This window comes from Dawidia cretensis (genome assembly GCF_018598175.1).
Classification (GTDB): Bacteria; Bacteroidota; Bacteroidia; order Cytophagales; family Cyclobacteriaceae; genus Ohtaekwangia; species Ohtaekwangia cretensis.
This window is the reverse complement of the sequence record NZ_JAHESE010000032.1, coordinates 65,416-85,249: the sequence shown is the minus strand read 5'-3', so window position 1 is coordinate 85,249 and position 19,834 is coordinate 65,416. Positions and strand designations below refer to the sequence as shown.

At 53.6% G+C, this 19,834-nt stretch carries 9 protein-coding genes and 1 pseudogene; 4 read left to right on the top strand and 6 right to left on the bottom strand.

The window, feature by feature from the left end; all coding sequences use genetic code 11:
• Nucleotides 1-59: 59 nt before the first annotated feature.
• The 3 genes and pseudogenes from KK062_RS31115 to KK062_RS24200 all read left to right on the top strand — a co-directional run.
• Nucleotides 60-524: pseudogene (locus KK062_RS31115) on the top strand (ComEA family DNA-binding protein); the annotation flags it as partial.
• Nucleotides 520-861 carry a helix-hairpin-helix domain-containing protein gene (locus tag KK062_RS31110; protein ID WP_369075185.1) on the top strand — a complete coding sequence of 114 codons (342 nt, stop codon included), beginning with the start codon at nucleotides 520-522 and terminating at the stop codon, nucleotides 859-861. The pseudogene KK062_RS31115 and the gene KK062_RS31110, both read left to right, overlap by 5 nt.
• Nucleotides 862-920: 59 nt before the next feature.
• The gene (locus KK062_RS24200) at nucleotides 921-4,928 is read left to right on the top strand and encodes an AAA domain-containing protein (protein WP_254086949.1); all 4,008 of its coding nucleotides are present in this window, start codon (nucleotides 921-923) and stop codon (nucleotides 4,926-4,928) included.
• Here KK062_RS24200 and KK062_RS24195 read toward each other — a convergent pair.
• From KK062_RS24195 to KK062_RS24180, 4 genes are read right to left on the bottom strand one after another with little or no spacing between them, the layout of a single operon-like run.
• A complete protein-coding gene (locus KK062_RS24195; protein ID WP_254086948.1) occupies nucleotides 4,922-5,794 on the bottom strand; it encodes an aldose 1-epimerase family protein in 873 nt (290 codons plus the stop codon). The two genes, KK062_RS24200 and KK062_RS24195, sit on opposite strands and share 7 nt — an antisense overlap.
• 16 nt (nucleotides 5,795-5,810) lie before the next feature.
• Nucleotides 5,811-6,980 carry a mannonate dehydratase gene (gene uxuA / locus KK062_RS24190; RefSeq protein WP_254086947.1) on the bottom strand — a complete coding sequence of 390 codons (1,170 nt, stop codon included), beginning with the start codon at nucleotides 6,978-6,980 and terminating at the stop codon, nucleotides 5,811-5,813.
• A 34-nt stretch (nucleotides 6,981-7,014) separates the two neighbouring features.
• Nucleotides 7,015-8,109, bottom strand: coding sequence for an endo-1,4-beta-xylanase (locus KK062_RS24185; protein WP_254086946.1), 1,095 nt, complete (start codon nucleotides 8,107-8,109; stop codon nucleotides 7,015-7,017).
• 11 nt (nucleotides 8,110-8,120) lie between these two features.
• The gene (locus KK062_RS24180; protein ID WP_254086945.1) at nucleotides 8,121-11,006 is read right to left on the bottom strand and encodes a glycosyl hydrolase 115 family protein; all 2,886 of its coding nucleotides are present in this window, start codon (nucleotides 11,004-11,006) and stop codon (nucleotides 8,121-8,123) included.
• Nucleotides 11,007-11,233: 227 nt separating this feature from the next.
• Here KK062_RS24180 and KK062_RS24175 point away from each other — a divergent pair, with 227 nt between their 5' ends.
• Entirely contained in the window at nucleotides 11,234-12,277 is a 1,044-nt protein-coding gene (locus KK062_RS24175) for a LacI family DNA-binding transcriptional regulator (protein WP_254086944.1), read from the top strand.
• Here KK062_RS24175 and tamL read toward each other — a convergent pair.
• Complete coding sequence (gene tamL / locus KK062_RS24170; RefSeq protein WP_254086943.1) at nucleotides 12,265-14,736, bottom strand: translocation and assembly module lipoprotein TamL; 2,472 nt, start codon at nucleotides 14,734-14,736, stop codon at nucleotides 12,265-12,267. The genes KK062_RS24175 and tamL overlap by 13 nt on opposite strands.
• A complete protein-coding gene (locus tag KK062_RS24165; protein WP_254086951.1) occupies nucleotides 14,729-19,738 on the bottom strand; it encodes a translocation/assembly module TamB domain-containing protein in 5,010 nt (1,669 codons plus the stop codon). Before KK062_RS24165 ends, tamL begins: the two co-directional genes overlap by 8 nt.
• Nucleotides 19,739-19,834: the final 96 nt, after the last annotated feature.

Genomic DNA, 19,834 nt, shown 5'->3' with positions numbered 1-19,834 from the left:
CCGCAGGGACATTGGGGTTTGTGTTTTCGGGGGTGCTGTATTCACCATCCCATCCGGCTATGGAAGATCCTGATGCCGTGCACGTTCTTGATAGCTTGCTGGCTTGCTGGGACGGGGTGGGAGTCGATACTGATGCGACGGCCGCCCGGGCAGCCTTTGAAATAAAGGGACGACCGTTTCGTTTTGATCCCAACAAACTTTCAACACAAGAACTGCAAAGCATCGGATTTTCACCGCAGCTGGCAAAGCGCATGGTACGGTATCGCGAGGCGGGAGGAGTCTTTCGCAGCCGCAAAGATTTGTTGCGGATCTACGGGATGGATACGGCATTGTACCGGCAACTGGAACCCTTCATCCAGCTTCCGATCGAACGCGCGCCACTGCGGAAGACCTGGCAACCGTACCCGTCCGTAGCGACCCGGAAGCCGGAGCCTTTCGACCTGAACCTGGCGGATACGGCACAGTTGAAAAAGATCTTTGGTATTGGCGACAAGCGGGCGCTGCGGATTGTGGCATACCGTGAAAAATTGGGCGGCTTCGTGTCTATTACGCAAGTTGGGGAAATTTATACCCTCGATTCAGCTGTTGCGGGACGCCTGGTGCAGGCATCGTTTGTGTCAGAGAATTTCCGGCCGCGGCGGATCGATATCAACAGCCGGCGAACGCGAGCTCGCCGCTCATCCGTATTTATCGAAGTCTGCCGCCCACGCCCTTGTGGCTTATCGATTTCAGCATGGAGAACTCTCGGCCCTTTCAGATCTTGCTAAGATACAGGCCCTTGATACCAACACCATTCAGAAAATCGCGCCATATTTGGAGTTCCAACTATACCATCACCCGGCACCGGACGCGGAACGATAAAGATAGTATCTAGTTACTTATAGCTTACAGCGCAGGGGGTAGCCCCGATAACACGACACATGCCAGAGAACACGAAGCATATTCTTCAAACCTACTTACGCAGGCTTACCAACCTGTCGGGAAATAGCCGTTCATTATTGCTCCTGCGGCTGCATGCCGAGCAGTTGATGGACCTTCATACCCTGAGCTTCCTGGCCGGCGACCGCTCGTTCGAGATCATCCGTTCGCTCATGAGCGGACGTGGCCGTAAGATCGCCCAGGTGCTCGACAGCCGGATGGAGGTGAACAACGAGGCCAGTAAAAAGCTTAAGAAGCTGCAGCGCATCGACCAGTTCTTATACGAAGAGCGGGGCTCGAACGATCTGCACGTCGGATGGCCTTTTGTGCATGGTAAATTTTCCGACGGTACGAATGTACGCTGTCCCTTGTTATACTTCCCGGTATCCATCGTGCAACAAGGTGCACACTGGGTATTAGAGCCCCGTGCCGATGCCGGTATAACCTTTAACAAGTCTTTCCTGCTGGCGTATGCCTACTATAATAAAGTAACCCTCGACGAGAACCTGACCGAGGCGACATTCGACGATTTTGATACCGACAGTACGGTGTTCCGCACGCAGTTATACCAGTTGCTGCGCGACAAGATCGAGCTCAATTTTAACTCCGATAACTTCCGCGACGAACTGGTCACGTTCCAGGAATTTAAAAAAGACGAATTCGAAGCGACGCACGGCAACGGCGAGCTCAAATTATATCCTGAAGCGGTGCTGGGTATATTTCCACAAGCTGGATCACAGCTTGTGCCCGACTATCTTACCCTGTTGGAGAAGGACAGCATTGACGACCTGGAAGATTTCTTTGCCGGCAAGTCGTCAGAGGCGGAAGCGCCGCGTGTACGCGAAGAGAATTTGTACACGCCCTTTGTGCTCGATGCGTACCAGGAGGCGGCGATCAAAGCCGTGAAGCATGGCCGCTCGATTGTGGTACAGGGCCCACCGGGTACGGGCAAGTCGCAGATGATCTGCAACCTGCTGGCCGATGCCATGGCCGCGGGCAAACGTGCCTTGCTGGTCTGTCAGAAGCGGGCGGCGTTGGATGTGGTCTATAAGCGCATGGCGGATGCGGAGCTTGGCGACTTCCTCGGGTTGATTCACGACTTCCGCAACGATCGCCAGGAATTATATTCGAAGGTTGCACGTCAGATCGATCACATCGATACCTATAAAACGTTAAACCGGGGCGTCGATGTAATTCAGCAGGAGCGTCGGTTTTATCAGGCCAGCCGCCGCATCGACCAGATTACGGAGGAGTTGGACGACTTTAAAGCGGCCTTGTTTAGCGACACCGAGTGCGGCCTTTCGGTGAAGTCGCTGTATTTGTTGTCCGACCCGCATGCGCCGTCCGTCACCCTGCGACGGGAGTATCCAAACTTCCGCTTTGAAGACCTCGATGTCTTTGTGCGCAAGCTGAAGCTTTATGCAAACTATGCCGCGTGGTTTGAAGGCGACGATTACCTGTGGCGTGAGCGCAAGTCGTTTGCGGGCTACAGACCCGGCGACGAGCGGACGATTGAGCAAACCGTCTACGACGTGGTCGCCTACCAGAAACAACTCTCGCAAGAGCTGTACCGCTTGCTGGGCATCGCCATGAACCTCGAGGACTGCGCGTCGCTGCGCGTGCGCGAAGACGATATCATGGGTATGATTACCGTGCTGAAAGACGATGAAGTGTACCAGTACTTCCAGTCCATGATGCCGGAGAGCGACGACGAGACCAGCATGTTATGGCTGTCGAACATGGAGCGTGTGAGTATGAACTGCTACCACGACGAAGCTCCCGAGACGACGGTGGCCAGCGATCAGTTGGGCATCTTCCAGGAAGCATTGCAACAGCGCATGGATGCCCGTGGCAACCTGATACGACTGGCGCGTTGGGAGCTTTTTTCGGAAAACAAGTTCCTGGTAAAACGGGTGCTGGTAGCCAATGGCCTGGCCTATAATGCGACGGGGTTGAACGTGCTGGAGAAACGCGTCGATAGCCGCCTGAACCTGGAGCATCACTTAACGTCGCTGAAAGCCAAAACGTGGCTGATCAATCTGCCGGTGGGGTACGACCGTGCTGCCCTCAAGAAATGGTTTGAGAAAAAGAAACTGGCCATCCGCGCCAAGCTGGTCTTTAATAGCTTGCGCGAGTTGCGCGAGGTGGTGAACGTACACAAGTATACCCGTGCGGAGTTTGTTGACCTGATGCGGCAACTGCTGCGGGTGGTAAGCGATGTGCCGAAGAAGCGTGCCGCCTGGCTGGAATACCTTTCGCCCTACCAGCTGCGACAGCTGGTCCTCGACCCCTCTTTCGCGGCGCCGATGACCACCGCGCTGCGCAACGACTTTGATAACCTCTGCGACTACGATAAGCTCAAGAATGAATTGGCATCGCACGAGCGTGAGGTAATTAATAAACTGTTTGAAGCCACCCAGGCGTGGGACGCCCCGCGTTTGGAAGCGCTCTTCCGCAATAGCCTGGGCCTGGCCTGGGTCGATCACATTGAAACGAAATTCCCGGTGCTGCGCAGCGTGTCGTCGTTGCAGATGTACCAGCTGGAGACGGAGCTACAAGCCCTGGTTGCTGAGAAACAGAAGCTGAGTGAGCAGATCTTGGTGGTACGTGCGCGCGAGCGGGTATACGAAGGTATTGTTACCAACCGGTTGAACAACCGCGTGACGTATCGCGATCTGCACCACCAGGTCACCAAAAAGAAAAAGATCTGGCCCATGCGGAAGGTGATCTCTACCTACGAGGATGAGCTGTTTCAATTGATACCCTGTTGGATGGCTTCACCCGAGTCGGTGTCCGCCATCTTCCCCATGCAGGAACTGTTTGACGTGGTGATCTTTGACGAAGCGTCGCAATGTTTTGCCGAGCGCAGCATTCCGGCGATGTACCGTGGTAAGCAAATAGTCGTAGCCGGCGATGAGCAGCAGCTACGCCCCAACGAGCTCTACCAGGTGCGTTGGGAAGACGACCGCGAGACGCCCGACCTGGAAGTAGACTCTGTGTTGGAATTGGCCGGACGTTACATGCGCACCGTACACTTGCAGGGCCATTACCGCAGCCGTTCGTTGGAGCTGATCGACTTCTCTAACCGTCATTTTTACGGCAACCGTCTGCAGCTCTTACCCGATAGAAACTATATCAATCGCAACCAGCCCGCTATTGCGTATGTAAAAGTAGACGGCGTGTGGGAGAACCAGGTAAACCCCGTGGAGGCCGACGCCGTGGTGGAACAGGTCATGGCGCTGCTGCAGCAACAGGCCAACAAAGAGATTGGTGTGGTGACGTTTAACGCGCCGCAGCAAACGTTGATCCTCGACGTGCTGGAAGCTGCCCTGCAACGGGAAGGCCGGGCAATGCCGGCATCGGTGTTTGTAAAGAACATCGAGAACGTGCAAGGCGACGAGAAAGACATTATTATTTTCTCGGTGGGCTATGCGCCGGATAAGAAAGGCAAGATGATGATGCAGTTTGGTAGCCTGACGCAAGCCGGCGGCGAGAACCGACTGAACGTGGCGGTAACGCGCGCACGCGAGCGAATCATACTGGTAACCAGCATTTGGCCGGAGCAGCTCAAGACGGAGGAGGTCAAGAACGAAGGCCCCAGATTGCTGCAACAATACCTGGCATTTGCCCGCGAGGTGGATCAGCGTCGCTTTGTGCCGCAGAACCTTTACCCGGTACCGGAAGAGGCCAGCCCGTGGTATCTCAAAGATCGGCTGCGCCAGTGGAGCGCCGAGCGCCTGACTGACATCGCTTTCCAGACGAATGCTTTACCCTTCTCGGATGTCAGCATCCGCCAGCAGGATCAATATACCGGTATCGTGCTGACAGACGACGTGCGGTATCAGCAGAGCCTGTCGGCGAAAGATGCACACGTTTATACACCGGCGCTGTTACAACAGAAAAACTGGAGCTATAAGACGGTCTATAGTCGCAACTTCTGGAAGGACCGTGAACGTGTGGAGCATGAGTTGATGTTATTGGCTGGCAACCGGCAACCGGCCGCTCAATAAAAGCGTGCCGTCCAACGGCGTGACCACTGCCCGCCGGCTTCGAGTTGCTCGATGCCTTCCTTGACGGTGAGCTGTTGGTTGTGGTCTACGCTGTCGGCAATGCCGCACCATGGCTCGATGCAGACAAAGTCTGCGCCGGGCGCAGCCCAAAGCCCCATGTAGGGAAATTCGGTATAGGTAAAATCCAACCCATGTGCATGTTTGTCAGATCGTAATGAGATGACATCCGACCGCAAGTCTTTCAATACAATAGCATCGTTTTCAAACAGTTTATGCTGCAGTGTAATACGATTTGTCTTTTGCAGGAATGGCTGTGGTGTGGTTTCCAGTAAGCCCTGTGTGCTGATGGGCCAGTGGGGGGCATCTTCCGTCAATGTAAACGCAAGGTAATGATCCTCGTACTGCGTGCCTGCCATCATCGGTACCCGGAAGGCCGGGTGGGCACCCAGGGAAAAATACATCATGGCCGGGCCCGTATTGGTTACCGTATAGGCTACCTGCAAGGCATCTTCCATTAACACATACCGTATGCGCAGCTCGAACGGAAACGGGTAACGGGTGAGCATTTCCTCCTGGCTGCGCAGCAAGAATACGGCGCTGTCGCTGGTTTGTTCTTCCACCTCAAAGACATGGTCCCGGGCAAAGCCGTGGCGCGAGAGCGTATAGGCTTTATCGTTATAGTAATAAGTGTTGTTTTTTAACGTTCCGACAATCGGAAATAGCACGGGTGACGTTTTGCCCCAAAAGGCCGGGTCGCCGCTCCACATATATTCCAGGTCGTGCTGGCGATGGCGAATGCTGTATAATTCGGCGCCTTTCTCGTGGATGCTGACGGTGAGGTGTGTGTTCTGAATGGTAATGCTCATGGAAATAATAAAGGGGTCACTTGTAAATAAGGAGCCGGAGGCCTGCTTCCAGGCCGCGCAGCTCGGCCAGGCCCCGTAGGCGGCCGATGGCTGAGTAGCCGGGATATGTTTTTTTCTTCAGGTCGTCCAGCATTTGGTGGCCGTGATCGGGACGCATCGGTAGCGATACGCCGCGGCGTTGTTGCAGCCATACGATCTCACGCATGACTTCGGGCATGTTGGCGTCGCCTTCCAGGTGGTTGGCTTCGTAGAAGTCGCCTTTATAGTCGCGTTGTGTGCTGCGCAGGTGCAGGAAGTGAATACGGTCGCCCAGGCGGCGCACCATGCCTGGCAGATCGTTGTCGGCGCGGGCGCCGTACGACCCTGTGCAGAAACACAAGCCGTTGGCAGACGAGGGGACAGCCGCTAATAATGTCGCAGCGTCTTGCTCGGTACTCATGATCCGCGGCAGGCCTAAAATGGGATACGGCGGGTCGTCGGGGTGTATGGCCAACTGTACCCCTGCGCGCTCGGCGGTCGGTGTCACTTCTTTCAGGAAATGAATGAGGTGCCCGCGAAGCCTGGTCGCATCGATTCCTTTGTATTTTTCAAGGGCCGCCAGGATCTCCGGTGCGGTAAACGGATCGTCGCTGCCGGGTAGTCCAAGCGTGGCGTTGTGGAAAAGTTTTTCACGCTCCGCTTCGGTCATGCTTTCAAAACGCTGAAGAGCGGTTGCACGCTCGGCATCGGTATAATCTTTCTCCGCCCCGGGACGCTTGAGGAGGAATAGGTCAAAGGCAATAAAGGCTGCACGCTCGAAGTACAGGGCTTTGCTGCCGTCGGGCATGGGGTAGGCAATGTCCGTACGCATCCAATCGAGCACGGGCATAAAGTTATACGTCACAACACGCAGGCCGCAGCGGCCGACGTTCTGCAGGCTTTCTTTGTATTGCCCGATGTATTGTTGATACGGACCGGTCTGGCGTTTAATGTCCTCGTGTACCGGCAGGCTTTCAATAACCGTCCAGGTCATGCCGGCTTGTTTGATCTCGTCCTTGCGTTTTTCAATCTCGGCGACAGTCCATACGTCGCCTACGGGAATGTGGTGCAATGCCGTTACCACCCCGGTACAACCGGACTGGCGTATGTCGGCCAGGCTGACAGGATCCTTCGGACCATACCAGCGCATTGTTTGTTCGAGCATCATGCGTATAAAGGTAATTGTTATTCGTGAATTGTTCTTACCGTGCCACGGTACCGATCACGTCGTAGTACACGTTCTTGGGTTGCAATTGTTGATTAAATAATAGTGGATAGTTCTTGCGTCCTTTCACCGGGTATTCGTCCAGCCAGGTGTGCCGGTCGGATACATTCCAGAAGGTGACGCCGGTGATGACGTTTTTATACTGCCGAAAAATGTTAAACACGCGGGTGTATTGTTGCCGTTGCTGCGCCTCCAGTGCCGGCGTGAACGCATCCGACTCGTCGGCGCGACGCGCCCGTGGGAATTTCTCCCACCGGTAAATGGATACATCCACCTCGGTAAACTGGATGGCCAGCTTAAGTGACGAGAATCGGTCGAGCGCAGTGAGCAGCTCTTTTTCAGACGGCTCGAAGATAGACCAATGCCCTTGCAATCCTACACCGTGGATGGGTACACCGGAATCTTTTAATTTTTTGAGCAGGCGGTATACACGTTCTCGCTTCTCGGGCCGCTCGGTGTTGTAGTCGTTGTAAAAGAGTAACGCATGGGGGTCGGCCGCGTGGGCATATTCGAAAGCTTTGGCAATAAAGTCTTCACCGCAGAGAGTGTACCAGGGAGACTCGCGCAGGAACCTGGTACTGTCGTCAGCGATGGCTTCGTTTACTACGTCCCAGGCATAGACTTTGCCGCGGTACCGACTTACTACGGTGGTGATATGCTCGCGCAAGCGTTGCAACAATACTTCGCGTGTTACCGTCTTGCCATCGGTGCCGGTGAAGAGCCACGATGGAGTTTGTTCGTGCCAGCAAAGTGCATGGCCCCGCACTTTCAATCCATGTTCCTGTGCAAAGCGCACGATGGCGTCGGCTCCTTCCCAATCATATCGGTTCTCCTCGGGATGGATCGGTCCCATCTTCATTGCATTCTCCGGCGTGAGGCTGTTGAAATGTTTCAGGATCATCGCAGCCTCGGGACCTTGCAGGCTGCGGGGCGACACTGCCACCCCGATAGGATAATAATCGCGGAAGTGATCTTTCAAGCCGCTGTCATCGGTTGGCGGCGTCTGCGCGTGTGCAAAGGATAAACTACCGGCTAAAAGCGCAAGGGGTAGGAATGTGGATGGTATAGTCATAACGATTCGAGTTACTTGTTGGTGACATTGGGAAAACGAAAGCTCTCGGGTGGACCGAGATATGAGCTGGGTACATTGTTGCCGATGACAATCTTTTGTAGGACCACGCCTGCATCGACACGCCAGAACTTCAATACGTGCTGACCGGGGGTGAGCGTGTGGGTGGAGGTGCGGATCAGGATGTTATCGCGTACGGCTTGTTCCCACGCGGCTTGTGTGAAATTCGTATGCAGGTTGATGAGTTGCGGAGGGGCATCGTCAATGGATACTGCGTAGTGAAGACCGTTGGTGTTGTGAAAGTTGAGGGTCGGAGAGAAGTACGTCGATACCGTTACGGCGCCGCGCTGGGTGGTGTGAAAGGTATATTCCAGATAGGGCGCATCGGGTTGGGTGGGGATGGATGCCGATGCTGTGACTGGCAGTGTGATGACGCCGGCATCGGTTCGGCCGAGATTGTTGACGACCTGCCAGTGTATAGCGTTGCCCGCTGCTACCGCGCGGGTGAAGTGCGCGGCTTCCATTGAGATATACCCCTGGCTCTCGACAAAGCCTTCGGCGGTCTCGCCTTTGGGCAGGGATTGTTTTTGTACGATGGCTTGCACGACTACCGCGGTCTGCTCCGTTCCTTTAATGGTAATCGGAATGCGGTGTAGGCCTTTCGGCGCGTGTTGCCAGTCGACGCTGATCCAAATGCGTTTTTCTTGCTCAATCGTGCCGTGTGGTTCCGACACCCGGATATATTTCGCGCCGGGTTCGACGGTATAGTCAAACGGCGCGCCGCCGCGGTTAAAGATGTCGATGGCGTAGGCTGGTTGTTGGTACGAATCAAATACGGGTAACACAGCCTGGCGTTTTTCCTGGGGCCACCAGGCCGAATCGCCTTCTATGGCCATGCCGAGTGCTGCGTTCGGCGGCAAGGTGATGCGTTTTAAGAAGGGCAGCACGTCGCGCTCGGGTTGTTGCCAGTAGGTATAGCTGATGTGTGTCTGGTCCATCATGTGATTCCATTTGCCACCGGCGAGTACACGATTGTAGTAATATGAACAAGCAGAGTCGTCCGCGAATAATGTCTTCACGCGGTCTGCCAGGGCGTTGGTGGCGGCGCGACCTTGTGCCGCGTAGCGATGATTGCGGGCCGTGGTAATGTGTAGCGCATGTAGAATGGAGCTCGCCTGTATGGGATGGAGCACGAGTTGATAATACGCATCCTGGTGCGTAGCGGGTAGTTGCCTGGCAAGTGCTTTGGCGCGCTGGGTAAGTGCGCTATAGTCTGCCTCGATGCGTTCGGCCTCCCGATAGTTTATCAGGCTGTACGTTTGGGGTGAAAGGAGCTCGGGTTTGCGGCGGGCGTTGTATTTCGTGTAGGTATCCAGTAAGCTGGCAATTTCCGGGGCGTAGGTTGAGCCAAATTGGTGGGCTGCCCATTGGCGGGTGTAGTCGCTCAGGGTAGTGTTATTCCAGGCTTCAGGATTCCACGCGTAGTCGAGGAAGAACTCCGTGGGAAGCTCCATTGGTTTCAGATCGCCGACGTTTACGATCCATAGCCTGGTGGCACCGTAGCGATAGGCCAGGTGCATTTGCTCCCAGGTGCGTTCGAGCTGGTTGGTATTAAGCCACTTGTAATTGCGTGGGCCGCCGACGTAATCGAAGTGATAATAGATGCCATAGCCGCCGGTACGCAGGCTGTCCCCCACGGGGGGCAGCTTACGCAGATTCCCCCAGTTGTCGTCGCATAGCAAGAGCGTGATGTCGTCGGGTACACGCATACCCTTGTCGTAATAGTCTTGTACTTCTTTGTAGAGCGCCCACAGTTGGGGTGTTTGGGCTGCATCCTTGCCCGTTACGGTTTGTATGATGTGCCGCTGGTCGCGTACGATCTTTTCCAGCAGGGCGATGTTGGTGGACGCGCTCATGGCCATGTCGCCGTCACCGCGCATGCCCATGGACACGATGCTTTCGCGCGCCCCCATGCGCGTGATGCCGTCGGTCCAGAATTGCCGGAGGGTGGGAGCGTTCGTTTCGTAATTCCACGGGCCCTGGCCACCTTTCTTCCATTCGGCATGGGCTCGCATCATGGGCTCGTGGTGGGTCGTGCCCATCACAATGCCGTAGCGATCGGCGAGCATGGGATTGAGCGGATCGTCGCTATTAAAGCTGGCCCACCACATGGCGGGCCACAGGTAGTTGCCCTTCATGCGCAGGATCAATTCAAAGAGGCGCTCGTAGAAGGCATGTGTAAAGCCACCATATTTTTCCACGGCCCAGCGGCCCAGCGCGGGCTCTTCGTCGTTCAGAAATATACCGCGGTATTGTACGGCCGGCGGCCCTTGTATATGCCTGCCGGGTGCGATGTAAAGCGCAGGGCGTTTTACCACGGGCACATCGGCCCACCAATACCAGGGTGATACACCCATCTGTTTGGAGAGGTCGTAAATGCCGAAAATCGTACCGCGTTTGTCGCTCCCGGCAATCACCAACGCCTGATCTATACCGTGGAAAGGTTTCTCGACCACCGTTACGATAAACGACTCCCATTGCCCGGCGATGCCAGTAACATTAAGTTTACCACGTTGCACCAGGTCATCGATCCATGGGCTTTTTCCGATCGTGCCGGCGACGACAACATGCTTCCCGATTGGGGCGGCGGTGGTTGTCAACGAGGGCCGGATGCTTGTTACCCGGTATAGATCCTGGACTAATGCATCGCCCGCCAGCAATACGCCGGCGTGATCGGCGTCACTGATATAGAGTGGTGCGACGGTTCCTCCAGCAAACAAGGGAAAGCCACCCGGTGTACTTTCCGATCGAACATAGTCGTCTTGTGCTGCTAACGGAACGCTCAGGATCACGCAAAACAGGGTAAGACCCTGATAAAGAAGAGAACGAGTAGACCTCATGGAAACGAATTTCCAGGATTGCAGAAGATAATGCAACCGATTGCATAAAATTATTTTATGAAAGGCCCATTGAAGCTCCAAAGGACATTTTTTGGTATGAAACCGATTTAACAAAAAATGCCCCCCGAAGTGCACTCAGGAGGCTTTTTTGGCTTTTCAGGTCAAGTTCATCTTCCGGCCTTTTTTCCCTCGTGACTTCTCGTTAACTACGCAGTACGACATTACCCATGAGCGGAACCCATAAAGAAGTCACGATATACGACATCGCCGAGGCGCTGAGCCTTTCGCCGGCCACCATCAGCCGTGGCCTGAAAGACCACCCCGCCATTCGCAAGGATACACGTAAGCGTATTCTCGACAAGGCGCGTGAGATGGGCTACCAACAAAACATGTTTGCGAGTAACCTGCGCCGCTCCCGCACCAATACGATTGGTGTGATTGTGCCGCGTTTGAATAGCTACTTCATGTCATTTGTCATTGCGGGCATGGAGAAGGTAGCCAATGCCGCGGGGTATAACCTGATCATCAGCCAGTCGGCCGAGTCGGTGAAAAAGGAAGAGACCAACGTGCGCACGTTATACAACAGCCGTGTCGATGGCCTGCTTGTATCCGTGGCGTATGACAGCGAAAGTCTCTCGCATTTCAGTTTGTTTCTCGATAAAAATATACCGCTCATCTTTTTTGATCGCGTGCTCGACCATCCGCAGTGTACCAGCCTTGTGATCGATAATTACAAGGCAGCCTACGAAGTCACCACGCACCTGATCCGCCAGGGTAGCACGCGTATTGTACACCTCACCGCCCAATCGAAGGGAGCAGTGTATGCCGACAGGCTGCGCGGTTACCAGCAGGCCCTGCGCGATAACAACCTGGCCTTTGACGAAAGCATGGTGCTCGCAGGCAATCTGAGTGACCAGGCGGGTGCGGAAGCAGCGCGTGCCATCCTTGCCATGAAACCGTTGCCCGACGGCGTCTTTTCCGCCAATGACTCCTGTGCGGTAAGTTGTCTGCGGGCCTTAAAACAAGCGGGTATAAAAATACCGGAACAGATTGCCATAGCCGGTTTTAACAACGACCCGATATCAAAAGTAGTGGAGCCTAATCTCACGACAGTGAATTATCCGGGTGAGGAGATGGGGGAGCTGGCCGCCTCTACGTTGATCCGCCGCCTGGACCGCCTGGAAGGCGCAAGCCTGAACACCATTGTGCTGCGCCACGAGTTGATTGTACGCGATTCTACGTTGCGCAAAAGCCCTGATCAGAACGGATAGCCGATCGCGATGTTAAAGATGAGGTTGTCGCTTCGCCAACCGGGTTTGGTGAAGTCAATGTCATCAAATACCCATCTCCATCGCTGGCGTGCTTGCTCCTCGGACACAACCGCTGCGGTTTCCCCTTTCTCTTCAGGGTACAGAATTGCCTTACGGAGCGGGAAGGCTATATCCAGTCGTAGTACAAAAAAACTGAAATCCATTCGGAAGCCTATACCAGTGCCGACGGCAATTTCATTCATAAAGGATTTGCGTTGGAATTCTCCGCCGACGCGCTTAGCCGTGTTCGGTTCTCCGTTCTCCAGTGTTTCCGGATCCGGGCGCATCAACCAAATGTTACCCGCATCGACAAATACCGCGCCTTTGAAAGACTTGATGATATCAAACCGATACTCAGCGTTTGCTTCCAGTTTAATGTCGCCGCGCTGGTCGATAAAGAACGCCTTGTCGAGGTCTAACACGTACGAGCCGGGGCCGAGCGAGCGTGCGGGAAATGCCCGGATACTGTTCGAGCCACCAATGGCAAATTGTTTAATGTAGGGCATGGTTCGCGAATTGCCATAGGCATAGCCAACACCTGCGACCGCACGGGTGGCTATCTTACTGTGCCGTGCCCATTGCCAGTAATAACGAAAATCGACATCACCCCGCACATATTGGGAGTAGGGCGAGTTAAATAAGGTGTGGACCTTTCTGCCGTCTTGTTCCAGGCCAGGTTTTATTCCGGACGTGCGCTGGACTGTATTGAGCAAATTGCCGGCTACATCGATGTTGCCATTAAAATAGAAGTTGTGCTCGCGAAATTTGCGGCGCTCGTATTTCTGGGCGACTTCCTGGGAAAGCTGCGTATTGAGCGTATAGGAGTAGCGTGTGCCGACGATGAACTGATCGACAAATGAACTGGAGAGTACGGTGTTTCCCGTCAGCATATCTTCGAAATCTTTAGTCTTCTTCGTTTGCACAAAAGCAATATCGACCGGATATAGCTCGTGGCTTTTAGAGGACGATTCCCGCCAGTTATACCCGTAGGCTACGTTGAACGAGGTTAACCGGTAATACAGAACCCGGTTCTGGACATTGACGGCAGCCTTGATTACCGTCTTTGGCAAATAGCGGCTGGATTTATAGTCAATTTTAATCGGCGAAATAAAACGCGGTATCGTCAGACTGGACTCCAGCCCCAACTCCAGCGAGTTGACGGGTTGTGACACCTGCTTGCTGATTTGCACCTCATAGGCCGAGGTAAGTTTAAGTTGAAACAACTCAGCGCCGCGCAGGAAATTCCGGTTTGTGAACGTAAAGGCTACGCCCGGTCCCACAAAGTTGTTGGATTTTGATGTTGCCTGAATTTCCGCCCGCAGTGATTTTTTCTTCAGCGGTGTCATGAGGATTTGTGCGTCCAGCATGGCCGAGTCGGTTCGCGGCGACTCAGTAAATTTAATATTTACAAACTTAAAAGTGCCCAGGCCCATCAAGTGGCTAAGCGACAGCTCGCGCGCTTCGCGGCTGTATAGCTCGCCTTTCTTCAGATTGATAACGTCGGTAATAATGCGCGGACGGAAAGCATGTTTGTTGTCGATGTACTGGTAATTGTTCACCATCGTCGTATCGGACTTCGTGTTTGGCAGCGTGTCGGTTGAAAGCACATAGTTGGGAAAGACATTGATCTTATCCAGCCGATATATCTTACGGGCGCGCGGGGGAATATCTTTTTCCAAACGCAATGTTAGATCTACTTTTTTCTCACCCACGGTACTATCGGCTTCAAAGATCAGGTAGCGGTCGTCAAAGTAAAAGAAACCTACGTTTTCCACTTCTTCTTCAATGCGCTCCTGCTCAGCTTTCAGGCGTTCCAAGTCGTAGCGGATGTTGGGCCGAAGAATGGATTTCTCACGCAACGTACGCAGCACGACAGCATAGGTGCTGTCCCGACCTTTCGGATAGGTGATGGTTCGTAACCGATAGGCCCTGTGCAGTTCGGTGTGATAGATAACGGTACTTTGCGTTTTACCCTTTTTTATTTCGGGTACAACCTTTGACTCAAAGTAGCCTTCGTTATTTAAGTAGCCCGTCAGAAGATTGGCCGTGCGGTCGGGGGTGGCGTCTTTTAATAACACCGGCGCCTGGCCGATCTTCTTTTTTAGAAAGCTTCGAAGCCCTTTTTCCTTTTTTGGCGTCCCGGCCACATAATAAAGCCATACCCAGGGTCGTGCGCCTAAAATCTTATCGTTTGGTTTGGGTACAATATACTCCTGCATTTCCGTTTCCAGCGTACCGCGCCGACGAACAGCACCCTGTGGCATTTGAAAGTCTATCTCAGCACCATTGTAAAATGTCTCGCCCGGTGGGAGATACCGGGTGGCTGTGCAACCGGGTAATAATATCGCAAAGAATAATAGAAAAGGGATATACAATCCCGACGATACACACGGACAGACGGTGAGAAGGCGCTTATTCATTTTCCGTGGCATTTGATTTAAAGAGCTCGCGGAAGGCGTCATAATCTTTTATATAGATAAAGCCGGCGCCGGTTTCGATCAGCTCGCCGTCAATCATATCATAGTTGCTGTTGCGGAAGCCTGTCACACGCAGGCGGCCGTCGGCTGTCAGTTTATATTCCAGCGCCAGGTCACCAATATAGTCGGCTGCCGAGTTTTGATTAGCCGTCTGGCCCTCGACGTCAACGTTGCCTGAAACTTTCACCACTAAGCGCTCGTCGAAAAGTGATTTGGAAAGACCTAGCTGTAGCTGCGTTTGGCCCTGGGCCTGCCCGGAAGAATAATCCTCATAGGATTTTAAGTCGACCGTCAGTTGAACGCCTTTGACGTTGTCAGAGAGGCGATTGAGCTGTTCGGTGAGGAGTTTGCTCACACTGCGACGGGCAGAGGCGGAAACGTCTGAACCGCCTTGTGTGTCAAGCGGGTTCTCAGAAATAAAACGCTTTAACACCAGTAACGCGAAGACCTGTTTGTTGAGGTCGGACTCACGGGTGTTTATATCTTTAATGCGCGCATAGATTTCGCCGCTAAAGGCATCCTGATCTTCCTGCGGCATGTCAAGCTCGAAGCTGATATCAGGCGTCAGCAGATCGCCTTTGATGTTGAGGTATACCAGGAAAGGAAGTCGTTGTCGGTATCGCAGATCCTGCTGAGCGCCACTCGGCGCTGACCCCGCCACGAGATCGATCGGAGACGTCTCCACTTCATAGATTGCCCGCAGGTTCAGGTCCGCCTCCATGACATCGCCCGTCCACATGATATAGCTGCCTTTTTCAATTTTGAACTCACGCTTCACAAGCTTATAGAAGGAAAGGTTATAGCTGCCTTCCGTTACCTCGTACCGGCCCGAAAGCTGCATGTCGCCAGAAGGACTGATGTCGAGTGTTAACGTTGCGTTCCCCTTCACACTGAGCTTGTCGCCTGTAACGGGGTCGATCACGATGCTGAAGGTCTCCGTATCTTCCAACTCGATATTAGCCGTCAGGTCAATGCCCTGGAAGGTAGTCTTGACGGTGTCCTCCAGTTTGAGCGATTTTAAGAATGGATCTTTTACGGCATCGCGGTCTACAAACCTAACAATGCCCTCTTGTTCCAGCACACCCTTTTCAGACTGCGGCACGACATAGGTAAACTCGCTGTCCTTCGCCAGACTGGCCTCCACTTGAATTTTGGGTAGGTTGGAAGTGCCGGTGATAATGGCCTTGGTGTTGATGCGCACGTTGCCGTAAAAGAGATCGTTATCGGTGGCTTTGGTGTTGAGTAGCTGGAAATTCTGCGCGTTCACACGCAGGTTGAGGTCGAATTCTGCGAAACCGGCTGTCTTTATCGTACCGTCAAAACGTGCTGTGTTGTTTTGTACGTCGCGAATGGTGAAGTCGTTTAGCGTGAGTCCCGTGCCGGTAAGTCTGATCACTTCATCCTTTAACAAGAATTTACTGCCGGCGATGGCAGGGATAAATTCTGCCTCGCGAAAACGCAGCTCGCCGTCGATCTTGGGCGCGGCCGATACGCCATCGATCTTGACTGCGCCGGTGAGCTGCCCTTTTAAGTTTTTGACGTGTCCGAACGTAAACGGCTCGACCGATGAGAGGTTGAGCTTGTTGAGTGTTGTTGTGAAATGTATTTCGGGTTTCGGTATGTTTGAAACGAAGTATCCCGCCGCGACTACATCGATGTCGTCCCCCTCCATGCGCAAGTCCACGTTGAAAGGACCGTTCGCGGTCTTGCCCAGTTGCAGTGCCAGATCGCCCCACCCACGTTCCAAAATTTTCAGATCGTGTATATAGGCGGTGGAGTTAAAAGAACCACCCGCTGCCGCGCTGAGCGTCACGTCGCCATCAATGACGCCTGCTATAGGCGTTGTGCCTTCAATAATGCTCGTGATGTTGCTGAGATCTACCTGGTTAAACACCACGGAGAGCGTCGAGTCACGGTCATCTTGCTTTACCAGCAGAATGCGTTCCTCACCATGTGCAATGTAAAAGTTGTTGGGCATAACGCCGGCGCCTGTGAAGCGCAAGGTATTATACATCGGCGTCTTCCAGTCCTGGTAGTTCAGTACGACCTGCCCGGGCAAAAACCGGAATTGGAAGGCATCCTCAAAACTATTAAAAACACCTCCCAGGAGATACTTTTCTTTTTGTAGCGAATCGAGGATGATCAGCCGTGTACGGATGGAGTCGTGCTGCACGTTGCCGGCCAGCTTGATCTCCTCCACCCGCAGCGTGTCCATGCTGATTTTTTTAAGGCGGAACGTATAGTCCAGGGATTGTTTATTGGATTTGACCACCAGACCGATGGAGTCGAGTGCCAAACCACTATATTTTATTTTTGACAAGTGTACCCGTAGGTCCAGCTTGTCGTTGCGACTATCAAACTCGCCGGCAATCTCACCCGGTACAAAAGGTTCCAACTCGGGAAAGATGATCTCCGTCAGCAGATCGGTGTTTTTGATCACCAGCGAAAATTCAAAGTCCTGCGGTGCAACAGGTTTTTTATAGGTTGTATCACGCAACGAGAAGTATTGATTGATGTGGCGTGTTACTACTTCGGGCATGCTGACCAGGTTAATGGTACCCTTGAAATCTCCAGAAATTATATCCGAGCGAAGCGTAATCTCACTTTGACCCTTTTGATCGATCGAGGCAAACAATAGCGAGTCGACGGCATAGAGTTTACTGCCATTAAAAACGGCAAACTTGCGGATGCCGATATCGCCGTTTATTACTTTAAAATCGGCCGTGGCCACATCCACCGTCAGTGTGCCGCGTGTGCGTAGCGGCCGCTGCGATAGGTGTAAGGCCTGGAGGTCGGCATTCTTGAGCTCGAGGTTGAGCTTATAACGTGGTATGTTGCCCTGGTAGTCCAGGTCACCTTTCAGTGTAACGTCCAGGTTAGGATCGTGCAGCAAAGCGGTGCCGGAGAAAAAGTATTTCCTCAACGTGCCATCCAGGCGAAAATCTTTATAGGTATAGCCGCTATATTCGAACTCGTGTATCGTAAGCTTGAGCGCAGCATCGATGTCTTCCAGCGTCAAGCCACGGCCCTGGGCACTGGCGTCCAGATCGATTATACCCATCGTGGAATCTTGCTGCAGCAGCTTGCCCAGGTTGAATTTATTCAGGCTGATGCTGCCGCGGTAGTTCTCTTTGGCCATCGAGTCAAGGTTGAGCTTGACGTCGGTGTCGAGTGAGCCTAGGTCGGTTTTGAGCGTGGCTTTTGCTATAGGCGCCGTGAGTGGTCCGCTGAAGTTGCCGGTCAGGTCCAGCCATTCCGGTAGCGTGATGGACTTCGGGAGCACCGAGTCGGCTACCACAGTTTCTATATCGGTTCGTGTGGTATGCAGTTTGGTAAGTTTTAATGCGAGCTGTGTTTGCTGCACGTCGGGTAGGCCCCTGACAGTACCGTTGGCCACAAGAATAGTATTGGATAGGGCGCGTATCGTAAGCTGTTGAACGTTCAAATCTTTTACTTTGCCCGAGCAGACCAAATCGGTGCGTATGATCGCGCGCGGATCGATATTGATGGGCAGGCTATCGAGCACCGCAGGCAGTAAAAACCGGATGTCCTCCAACGCGATCGAAGTGTTTGTAAGCGCGACCTCCAGGGATGCATCGGGATACGTAGTGGAGAGGGTCTCAAAGGAAGTAAAAGCGGCTTGGGCTTCCAGGTTGATGTTCGTGCGCGGGGAGGTCAGGTGAAAGGCCTCGACCCTGACGGCGTGGTCTGTCATAGCGAAGCGGCTTTCAAATCCCGTCAACGCAAAACCACTTTTGTCGCGGAAGGAAAGTGCTTCGATGGTCCCCGAGATGGCCGCGCCTTTCATCGTCAGGTCTTCCCCCTCCAGGTTGAATTGTGTTAGCCAGAAGTGGTTGAAGTCTACGCCCTGAGGTTGCAGTGGTTGATTAAAGTTATCGTATTGAAGAATGTTGTTGGCGAGCTGAAGATTCTCAATGCCGAGCTGCCAGGATTTAGCCTGGATCGTGTCGGTTGAGGCAACGGGCGCGGTATTCGTAGGCGCCAAACGCGATGAGTCGATCGTAAGCTGATGATAAGAGATGAACGATTGGCGCAGCGTAAATTCATCCAGCAGGATGATTTGATTGTCGAGGTCGAAGGTGTTTACCGCCACGGCTGCGTCGGCGATGTCGGCCTGCAGGGCCTGGCCGACGTGGAGGTCTTCGTAGCGGGCGTGAATGCGCTTGAGGGTGATCGATTCAACTCCAAGCGTAACGGACTTTTGGGAGCTGTCGGCCGAAACGGCGATCGTGGCCACCGCCGGTGCCGGCATCCGTTCATGTTGGATAAAGTGCCCCCGGGTATCTTCGATTGCAATGGAGGCCGCCCGGAAGATCATCTGCTCCAGGTCAAACTCGTCCATGCTTACCTCCAATGAGGCGGTTTTTAACGCCAGGTCTATGCCCGACACGGCGTCGGCATACGTCGTCCGGGTGTTGGTGAGGGCTACATCTTCCACGGCAAAGATCCATGGTGCGGCGGTCGTGTCCGTTTCTTCGACCGTGGTGGTATCGGGAGAAGTAAAGGCGGCAATGATATAGTCGAAGTTAAAGGCGCTGTCGGGCAGCGTACGCCGGATGTTTGCAACGATGCCGTCGAGCTGTACCTGGTTGAGCTCGATTTTCTTTTGGGTAAGGCCCCACAGGTCGGTATCGACTCCGAGCTTGGCGGCGTATAATAAGGTGTCGCGTTGCTGGTCTTCCACATAGAATCCTTCCAGCACAATCTTCTTGGGGAATTGCAGGCTGATATAGTCCAGGCGGACTTCGGTGCCGATCTTATCATGCAGAAAACCGACGGCGGCTTGCACGATCCGGTTTTGCACGGCAGGCACGCGCAGCAGCAGGGCGACGGCAATAAGCAGCACCACGATGGAAAGTATGATCCATCCGATTACCTTCAACAGCTTGACCAGGTATTTTTTGAGCTTCCAAGGCTGATACATTGTTGCCACGTCGCAAGCACGGGAAATAAAACTGTGCCATTGCCAATTTACATTCTGGCGACAAATTTCTACAACACTCCCGCTGATAAATCGGGC